This window comes from Pseudomonas sp. NPDC089406, assembly GCF_044900265.1.
Classification (GTDB): domain Bacteria; phylum Pseudomonadota; class Gammaproteobacteria; order Pseudomonadales; family Pseudomonadaceae; genus Aquipseudomonas; species Aquipseudomonas fakonensis.
On sequence record NZ_JBJDNC010000056.1, the window covers coordinates 27,420 to 36,001 of the forward strand.

An 8,582-nucleotide genomic window follows, 5' to 3' on the forward strand; every position below is an offset into this window, starting at 1 on the left:
GTTTGAGCACCATTCTCGAACCCGGGCAGATCGAAGCCTCGGCGGTAATGCCGCCGTTCCTGCACCTGCCCCCCGCCAACCTGTTCGAACTGCGCGCCGCGCGCCTGCAGCACCTGGCCGAAGGCAATGCCCTTGGCGACTACCTGCGGCTGGTGGCGCGCTTGTGCCGTATCCAGCAGCAGCTTGTGGATAACCCGCCCGGCGGCCTGCCGGTGGCCGAAGAGCGCCAGCGCCTGTGCATAAGTCATGGCCTGCCGCCGCTGGCAGCGGACAGCCTGGTGCGCGAAGGGCCGTGGCTGGTGTGGCTGACGGCCTTGCTCGAGCACTTTCAGGCAGAACCTGCTGGCCCCTTGGCTGATGCGCTGATCAGCTTGCGCGACAGTGACGATGTTCAGCGCAAAGGCTGGGCCATCGCCTTGCTTGGCGGCCAGTACGACGCCGTGCCGGCCGCGCTGGTGCCGTTCCTCGGCGCCGCTTTGCAGGCCGCGTGGTCCAGTTGGCTGCTGGCGCTGCCGCAATCTGAACTCAAGCCCGCCGACAGCCTGGCCCAATGCCCGGCCTGTGGCTCGCCGGCCATGGCTGGCGTTGTGCGCAACCGCGGCAAGCACAACGGCCTGCGTTACCTAGCCTGTTCGCTGTGCGCCTGCGAATGGCACGTGGTGCGGGTCAAGTGCGTGTACTGCGAGTCGAGCAAGGACTTGCGCTATATCAGCCTGGACGATGACCGCCACGCGCCGGGCAAGGCGCCGCTGCGCGCCGAGTGCTGCCCGGGGTGCCAGGGTTACCTCAAGCAGAGCTACCTGGAAAACGACGCCGCCGCCGAGCCCCTGGCCGACGACCTGGCCAGCCTGGCCCTGGACATGCGCCTGGACGAGGAGGGCTGGCAGCGCCTGGCGCCGAACCTGCTGCTGGCGCCTGGTTAGAGGTGGCTACACTGCAATACCGAGTCGCCTGCTTCGCGGGTAAACCCGCTCCCACAGGTACTGCACAGGCTCCGCGCCCTGCGCGGCCTCTGTGGGAGCGGGTTTACCCGCGAAGAGGCCGGAACAGACAACGGATCAGTTAAGGTCGTACCGAATGTCCTCAAGCCCCGCCAGCACCCCACGCCTGCCCTCCATCGACACCCTGCTGCGTCACCCCGCCTGCCAGCCGCTGCTCGACCGCCACGGCCGCGACACTACCCTGGCCACCCTGCGTCAGCTGCTCGACGACCTGCGCGACCCCACCCGCGACGGCCAACTGAGCCCCGCAGAGCTGGCCGCTGACGTACTGCTCGGCCGAGCCGGTGAACGCCTGGCCACGCAGCAGCGCAGCCAGGTGCGCCGGGTGTTCAACCTCACCGGCACCGTGCTGCACACCAACCTTGGCCGCGCCCTGCTGCCCGAAGAAGCCGTGCACGCCATGCAAACCGCCGCCCGCTACCCGCTGAACCTGGAATTCGACCTGGCCACCGGCAAGCGCGGCGACCGCGACGACCTGATCGAAGGGCTGATCCGCGAGCTGACCGGCGCCGAGGCCGTCACCGTGGTCAACAACAACGCCGCCGCCGTGCTGCTGGCGCTCAACAGCCTGGGCGCGCGCAAAGAGGGCATCATCAGCCGCGGCGAGCTGATCGAGATCGGCGGCGCTTTTCGCATCCCCGACATCATGGCCCGCGCCGGGGTGAAGCTGCACGAGATCGGTACCACCAACCGCACCCATGCCCGTGACTACGAGGCCGCCATCAACCCGCGCACCGGCCTGCTGATGCGCGTGCATTGCAGCAACTACAGCATCCAGGGCTTCACCCACCAGGTGCCCACTGCGGAACTGGCGCGCATTGCCCACCAGCACGGGTTGCCGCTGCTCGAGGATCTGGGCAGCGGCAGCCTGCTCGACCTCACCCGCTGGGGCCTGCCGGCCGAACCCACGGTGCGCCAGGCCCTGGCCGACGGCGCCGATATCGTCACCTTCAGCGGCGACAAGCTGCTCGGCGGCCCTCAGGCCGGGATCATCGTCGGGCGTAAGGAGCTGATTGCCAAGGTCAAGAAGAACCCGCTCAAGCGTGCCCTGCGGGTGGACAAGATCACCCTCGCCGCACTGGAAGCGGTGCTGGCGCTGTACCGCAACCCCGACCGCCTGGCCGAGCGCTTGCCCAGCCTGCGCCTGCTCACCCGCAGCCAGGCCGAGATCCAGGCCCAGGCCGACCGCCTGGCCCCCGAGCTCAAGGCCCGCCTGGGCGAGCAGTGGGCGGTCAGTGTCGAACCGGCCCTGGGCATGATCGGCAGCGGCAGCCAGCCGGTGGCGCGCCTGCCCAGCGCCGCCCTGTGCCTGCGCCCGCAAGTGTCGAAGAAGCTGCGCGGGCGCAGCCTGCATGTGCTCGAGCGCGCCCTGCGCAGCCTGCCGGTGCCGGTGCTCGGGCGCATCGACGACGACGCCCTGTGGCTCGACCTGCGCCAGCTCGACGACGAGGCGCAGTGGCTGGCGCAACTGCCTGCGCTGCAGCTGGGGCCGGTGCAGTGATCGTCGGCACCGCCGGCCATATCGACCATGGCAAGACCGCGCTGCTGCAGGCCCTGACCGGCCAGGCCGGCGACACCCGCCAGGAAGAACGCGCCCGCGGCATGACCATCGACCTCGGCTACCGCTACGCGGCCCTGGCCGAGGGCGCGGCGCTGACCGGCTTCATCGACGTGCCCGGGCACGAGCGGTTTATCCACAACATGCTGGCCGGCGCCCACGGCATCGACCTGGTGCTGCTGGTGGTGGCGGCCGATGACGGGGTGATGCCGCAGACCCGCGAGCACCTGGCGATCATCGAGCTGCTGGGCATTCCCCAGGCGCTGGTCGCCATCAGCAAGTGCGACCGCGTAGAGCCTGCGCGGCTGGCCGAGGTGCAGGCACAGGTTGCTGAGCTGCTGGCGCCCGGGCCCTACGCCGGGGCCGCGCAGTATCCGCTGTCGAGCGTCAGCGGGGAGGGCGTCGATGCCCTGCGCCGGGCGCTGCTGGCGGCTGAAAAACAGGTCGGCCAGCGCCAGGTCGGCGGCGGTTTTCGCTTGGCCGTGGACAGGGCCTTCGCGGTGTCTGGCGCCGGCATCGTGGTCACCGGCACGGCCCTGGCCGGGCAGGTCAGCGCCGGTGACACGCTGCTGCTGGGCAAGGCCGGCAAGCCCGTGCGGGTGCGTGGCCTGCACGCGCAGAACCAGGCCGCGCTGGTGGCCCAGGCCGGGCAGCGGGTGGCATTGAACATCAGCGGCGAGCGCCTGGCTGTGGAGCAAGTGCACCGTGGCGACTGGCTGCTCCCGGCCTGGCTGCATGCGCCGACCCAACGGGTGGATATCGAGCTGTCGTTGCTGGCGGGTGAGTCCCGCACCTTCGAACACTTCAGCGCCGTGCATGTGCACCTCGGCACCCAGGATGTCACCGCCCGGGTCGCCTTGCTCGAAGGCGAGCAGTTGCAGGCCGGGCAGCGAATGTTCGCGCAACTGCTGCTCAACGCGCCGTTGCAGGCCGTGCACGGCGACCGCCTGGTGCTGCGCGACCAGCGCGCCCAGCGCACCTTCGGCGGCGGCCGGGTGCTCGACCCGTTCGCCCCCAGCCGCCAGCGGCGTGCCGAGGCGCGCCTGCGCCAGTTGCAGGTGCTGCGTGACGCCGACGGCCTCGAGCAGGCCCTGCCGGCGCTGCTGGAAACCGCCCCCGGCGGGCTTGACCCACAGCGCCTGGAGCGCCAGTTCAACCGCCTGCGTGACACCTGGCAGTTGCCGGGCGATGTGCAGGTGATCGCCACCCGCCAGGGCCCGCTGCTGTTCGCCCGCGCGCAGTGGCAAGCCCTCCGGCAGCAGGTGCTGGGCAAGCTGGCGCAGTTCCACGAACAGGAGCCCGACCAGCTTGGCCCGGACCGCGATCGCCTGCGCCGCTACTGTGCGCTGGCGCTGGAGCGCCCGGCATTCGTCAGCTTGCTCGATGAGTTGTTGGGGGAAGGGGGGATCAGCAGCAGCGGCCCCTGGCTGCATCTGCCAGACCACCAGGTGCAATTGAGCGACGCCGACCGCGTGCTGTGGGAGCGCCTGTTACCGCGGCTGTTGGCAGGTGCCTTCGACCCGCCCTGGGTGCGCACCCTGGCCGGTGAAGAGGCGGTGGGGGAGGCCGATGTACGCTTGTTGCTGCGCAAGCTGGCGCGGTTGGGGCTGGTGCACCAGGTGGTGCGCGACCTGTTCTACCCGGAGGCGTCCATCACCCGCATGGCAGGGCTGCTGTTGCAGCAGGCAGCGGTTTCGCCGATAGTGCAGGTGGCTGCGTTTCGCGACAGCCTGGGCATCGGCCGCAAACGTAGCGTGCAGATTCTCGAATACTTCGACCGCCTGGGCCTGACCCGCAGGGTCGGCGACCAGCGTCACATCCGTATCGACAGCGCCCTGGCCCAGCAGCAGGCCAGGCCCTGAGTTCCAAGGAAGGCAATCGCGCCCGGTGGCGCGGCCGGGCTTCAAACCCGGTTGGGGACGGCAGCCGTTCCCGGGCAGGTTCGACTCCCGCTGCCTTCCGCCATTTTCTTAAGCCCCATCGCCGGCAAGCCGGCTCCTGCAGGCCTGCGCATACCCTGTAGGAGCCGGCTTGCCGGCGATGAGGCCCGAAAGGCCGGGACCTAGGCCCGCTCCCCACACAAATCCAAGCCAAACCACTGCTCGGCCGCATCGGCATCCAACCCCGCCCCCAGCAACGCGAACAACTTGCCCAGCGCCGCCTCACGGGTCATGCCGCCACCACTGACCAGCCCGGTATCGCGCAGCCGGCTACCGGCAGCATAGGTGTCGAACACCACCGAACCTTCCGCGCACTGGCTGATGGCAACAATCACCACGCCACGCTGGCGCGCCCCGTGCAATGCATCCAGCAGCGCCTGGTCGTCCGACGGCCCGGTGCCGCTGCCGTAGCACTCCAGCACCAAACCCTGAATGCCGCTGGCCAGCAGCCCATTCAGGTGCTCGGCGGCAAGCCCTGGGAACACCGGCAGCACCGCCAGCTTCACCGGCTGGCGCACTTGGCAGTAGCTAAGCACGGCGGGCAGTTCAGCGGCGCGCTCGCCTTCACGGTGGCGGGCTGGCGCGGTGAAGGCATCGAACGCCTCGCTGCGCAATTTGGAGGCGCGGCAGCCATGCAGCAGCTGGCCATGGAAATACAGCTGCACGCCGTCGGCCAGGCCGTTCTCGAACTGGCGCAGAGCGCCCACCAGGTTGTCCCAGGCGTCGCTGTCCGGCGCGCCGGCCGGCAGCATGGAGCCGGTCAGCAATACCGGCACCGGCAGCCCAAGCAACAGGAACGACAGGGCAGCAGCGCTGTAGGCCAGGGTGTCGGTGCCGTGCAGCACCAGCACACCGTCATGGCCGCCTTGCTCCACGGCCTCGACGATGGCATCGCGCATCGCCAGCCAGTTGGCCTGCTGCATGTTGGCGCTGTCGATCAGCGGGTTCAGTTCGCGCAGCTGCCATTGCAGCCGGGGTGCATCGGTGCACTGGGCCAGGTGTTCACGCATGCGCGCATCGAAACCACCGGCCGGCGCCAGGCCTTGCGGGGTTTCCAGCATGCCGATGGTGCCACCGGTGTAGAGGACGAGGAGATTCTTGACTGCACGCATGGAAGCATTCCGAAGCGATGTCAGGCCCAGCTCTAACCTAAGCCTGCAGCGATATGCTCCTGTGCAGGAGCCAGCTTGCCGGCGATAGGGCCCGAAGACGAAGAAAGAGTCAGCCGCCCACGAACGGGGCGGCTGCGGCAGCGCAGAGTATCAGCGCTGGGTCTGCGCTTGGGCAGCGCTATTGTCAGCGGCTGTTTCAACCTGCGGGTTGGTCGGCCAGGCGGCGCGGTCCAGGTCCAGGTCGGCGAACTTGCTCGAGTCGAACACTGGCTGCTTGATACCAGCCTTGCGCTGGTCGTCGTAGTCGCGCATCACCCGCAGGCCGACCTTGAACAGCAGGGCCAGGGCCACCAGGTTGACGAACGCCAGGCAGGTCATGGTGATGTCGGCGAAGGCGAACACGGTCGACAGGTCCTGCATCGAACCCCACACCACCAGTGCCAGCACCAGGCCACGGAAGCCCATCAGCACCGCACGGTTACGGCTCAGGAACTGCAGGCTGTTCTCGCCCAGGTAGTAGTTGTAGAGGATGCAGGTGAACACGAACAGCGACAGCGCGACGCTGACGAACAGGCGGCCCCAGTCACCGACCACGGCGGCCAGCGAGTTCTGGGTCAGGACGATGCCGTCACCTTCGAAGCCCGGGGTGTAGAAGCCCGACAGCAGAATCAGCAGCGCGGTGCAGGTGCAGATCACGAAGGTGTCGAGGAACACGCTGAACGCCTGGACCACGCCCTGGGCGCCCGGGTGTTTCACGGCAGCCACGGCGGCCACGTTCGGTGCACTGCCCAGGCCCGCTTCGTTGGCGAACACGCCACGCTTCACGCCCATCACGATGGCGCTGCCGAGCAGGCCGCCGAATGCAGGGTCAAGGCCGAAGGCGCTCTTGAAGATGGTTTCCAGCATGGCCGGCACGTGTTCGATCTGGGTGCCGATCACGTACAGGGTGACGCCGATGTAGGCCAGGGTCTTGATCGGTACCAGCAGGTCCGATACTGCAGCGATGCGCTTGATGCCACCGATGAAGGTGATCGCCAGCAGCACGGCCAGGATGATGCCGGTGTGTTGCGGGTCGAAGGCAAAGGCGTTCTGCAGCGAGTGGGTCACGGTGTACGACTGCAGGCCGATGAAGGCGAAGCCGTAGGTGACCAGCAGCAGGATCGAAAACACGATCGCCATGCTCTTGTTCTTCAGGCCGTGCAGGATGTAGTACGCCGGGCCGCCGCGGTACAGGCCATCGCCATCGGCGCGCTTGTAGACCTGGGCCAGGGTGCACTCGAAGAACGAGCTGGACATGCCCACCAGTGCGGTGACCCACATCCAGAACACAGCGCCCGGGCCACCCAGGGTCACGGCAATGCCGACACCTGCGATGTTACCGGCGCCGACGCGCCCGGCCAGGCTCAGCATCAGGGCCTGGAACGAGCTCAGTTGGCCTGCCTGGCCGCGAAGGGATTCCTTGAAGACACCGAACATGTGGCCGAAGTGGCGGAACTGCACGAACCGCGAGCGGAGGGTGAAGTAGCTGCCGAGTCCGACGATCAGCACGATGAGCACCTTCCCCGAGAGGAAGTCGTTGATTAATTCGAGCATTGGAAATGACCTCGATTCTTATTCTTCGTATGGAATGACCAGCGGACGGCAGGCGCACCGCTATTCGTTAGCGCGCATGGTTGGCGATGACACCTGTAGTTACAATTTCGCGGGTTGCTCCATTTTGGTGCGACTTGATGCTACACTGGCATCACTCGCATCACCTGGACCCCGGCATCATGGGCGATCACTTCGCTACCAACCTCAAATTGGCGTGCAGCCACTACCGCTCTATCTCCGAGGTTTGCCGGCAGCTGTCGATCAACCGGGCGCAATTTAACAAGTACCTGAGCGGGCAAAGCCGTCCGACGGCCTACAACATGAAGCGCATCGGCGACTTCTTTGGCGTTGAGGACTACGAGCTGGGTTTGCCGCCTGAACAGTTCGCCCGCCTGATCGGCGCGCGTACCCCCAGCGAGCAGCCAGGGCAGGCGGACGACCCGATCAGCGAGCTGTTCAAGCCGCTGCACAAGGAAGCCGGCAACCTGTCGCGCTACTGCGGCTACTACTTCGAATATTCCAACTGCATGTCGGTGCCAGGCTCGATCCTGGTGTCGCTGGTGCACCTGCGCGAGGAGCGCGGCAGCTTCCTGTTCGAGCGCCAGGAACGCCAGGAGCGCAGCAGCGCCAACGACGTGCACGCCGAGGTGCGCTGCCGCTACCTGGGGGCGGCGTTCCAGTTGCAGGACCGCATGTTCCTGATCGACTACGAGTCGCTGACCCTCAACGAGATGAGCCAGACCGTGCTCATCCCCAGCTTCAAGAGCCGCATCAGCCGCCTCAACGGCCTCAAGACCGGCGTGTCCAGCGGCGACCGGCGCAACCCGGCGTGCACCCGGGTGGTGTGGGAGTACCTGGGCGAGGAGATCAACCGCATCAACGCCTACCGCCAGGTGCGCCTGTACCGCCCGGACGACCCGCGCATCGACGACGACATCCGCGACCGCCTGAGCGCCGGCATGGTCAGCAACGGCCTGTTCGAGATCGAATAGCGCGCGCAATTTCTAAAAGCTGGTGCGATCCCTGTAGGAGATCACTCAGCCCTATGGGCTGCGCTGTCGCGCAGAGAACTAGTCTCGCAGGTGCACCGCGGCCCCTGTGGGAAGCGGCCTTGTGTCGCGACGGGGCGCGAAGCGGCCCCAAGGCCTCGGCCCCATGCAAAATTGCCGGGGCTGCTGCGCAGCCCATCTCGACCGGACGGCGCCCCGGCAAGGCCGCTTCCCACAGAATCTTCGTTAAATCAGAGAGTTGTGATTTGTTCCATAGGAGCCCACCCAGCCTCGTAGGCTGCGCTGTCGCGCAGGGAACTACGGCCGCAAGCGCGCCCGCGCCCTCTGTAGGAGCCGGCTTGCCGGCGATAGGGCCGGCACAGGCGAAT

General features: G+C 67.5%; 6 protein-coding genes and 1 tRNA gene. 5 read left to right on the plus strand and 2 right to left on the minus strand.

Annotated features, from left to right (window positions below; all coding sequences use genetic code 11):
• Window positions 1-2 precede the first annotated feature (2 nt).
• The 4 genes from fdhE (at window position 3) to ACI2KK_RS26395 (ending at window position 4,524) form a co-directional block, all read left to right on the plus strand.
• The gene (gene fdhE, locus ACI2KK_RS26380; RefSeq protein ID WP_404671254.1) at window positions 3-923 is read left to right on the plus strand and encodes a formate dehydrogenase accessory protein FdhE; all 921 of its coding nucleotides are present in this window, start codon (window positions 3-5) and stop codon (window positions 921-923) included.
• Window positions 924-1,077: 154 nt separating this feature from the next.
• Window positions 1,078-2,502, plus strand: coding sequence for an L-seryl-tRNA(Sec) selenium transferase (gene selA, locus ACI2KK_RS26385; protein WP_404671255.1), 1,425 nt, complete (start codon window positions 1,078-1,080; stop codon window positions 2,500-2,502).
• Window positions 2,499-4,421, plus strand: a complete 1,923-nt coding sequence (gene selB / locus ACI2KK_RS26390) for a selenocysteine-specific translation elongation factor (RefSeq protein ID WP_404671260.1) — start codon at window positions 2,499-2,501, stop codon at window positions 4,419-4,421. The genes selA and selB overlap by 4 nt, the downstream gene beginning before the upstream one ends.
• A 7-nt stretch (window positions 4,422-4,428) precedes the next feature.
• Window positions 4,429-4,524 (plus strand) — tRNA-Sec (locus ACI2KK_RS26395).
• Window positions 4,525-4,621: 97 nt separating this feature from the next.
• On the opposite strand, the gene ACI2KK_RS26400 is transcribed toward ACI2KK_RS26395, so the two are convergent.
• Window positions 4,622-5,611: an asparaginase gene (locus ACI2KK_RS26400; RefSeq protein WP_404671256.1), complete on the minus strand. Its 990-nt coding sequence runs from the start codon at window positions 5,609-5,611 to the stop codon at window positions 4,622-4,624.
• A 150-nt stretch (window positions 5,612-5,761) separates the two neighbouring features.
• On the minus strand, window positions 5,762-7,204 hold the full coding sequence (locus ACI2KK_RS26405) for an alanine/glycine:cation symporter family protein (RefSeq protein WP_404671257.1): 1,443 nt from the start codon (window positions 7,202-7,204) through the stop codon (window positions 5,762-5,764).
• Between the two features lie 179 nt (window positions 7,205-7,383).
• Here ACI2KK_RS26405 and ACI2KK_RS26410 point away from each other — a divergent pair, with 179 nt between their 5' ends.
• The gene (locus ACI2KK_RS26410; RefSeq protein WP_217843507.1) at window positions 7,384-8,196 is read left to right on the plus strand and encodes a helix-turn-helix transcriptional regulator; all 813 of its coding nucleotides are present in this window, start codon (window positions 7,384-7,386) and stop codon (window positions 8,194-8,196) included.
• Window positions 8,197-8,582: the final 386 nt, after the last annotated feature.

Coding starts and splice junctions, on each gene's coding strand:
- ACI2KK_RS26410 (WP_217843507.1), top strand. CDS start 7,384: ATGGGCGATCACTTCGCTACCAACCTCAAATTGGCGTGCAGCCACTAC.
- ACI2KK_RS26405 (WP_404671257.1), bottom strand. CDS start 7,204: ATGCTCGAATTAATCAACGACTTCCTCTCGGGGAAGGTGCTCATCGTG.
- ACI2KK_RS26400 (WP_404671256.1), bottom strand. CDS start 5,611: ATGCGTGCAGTCAAGAATCTCCTCGTCCTCTACACCGGTGGCACCATC.
- selA (WP_404671255.1), top strand. CDS start 1,078: ATGTCCTCAAGCCCCGCCAGCACCCCACGCCTGCCCTCCATCGACACC.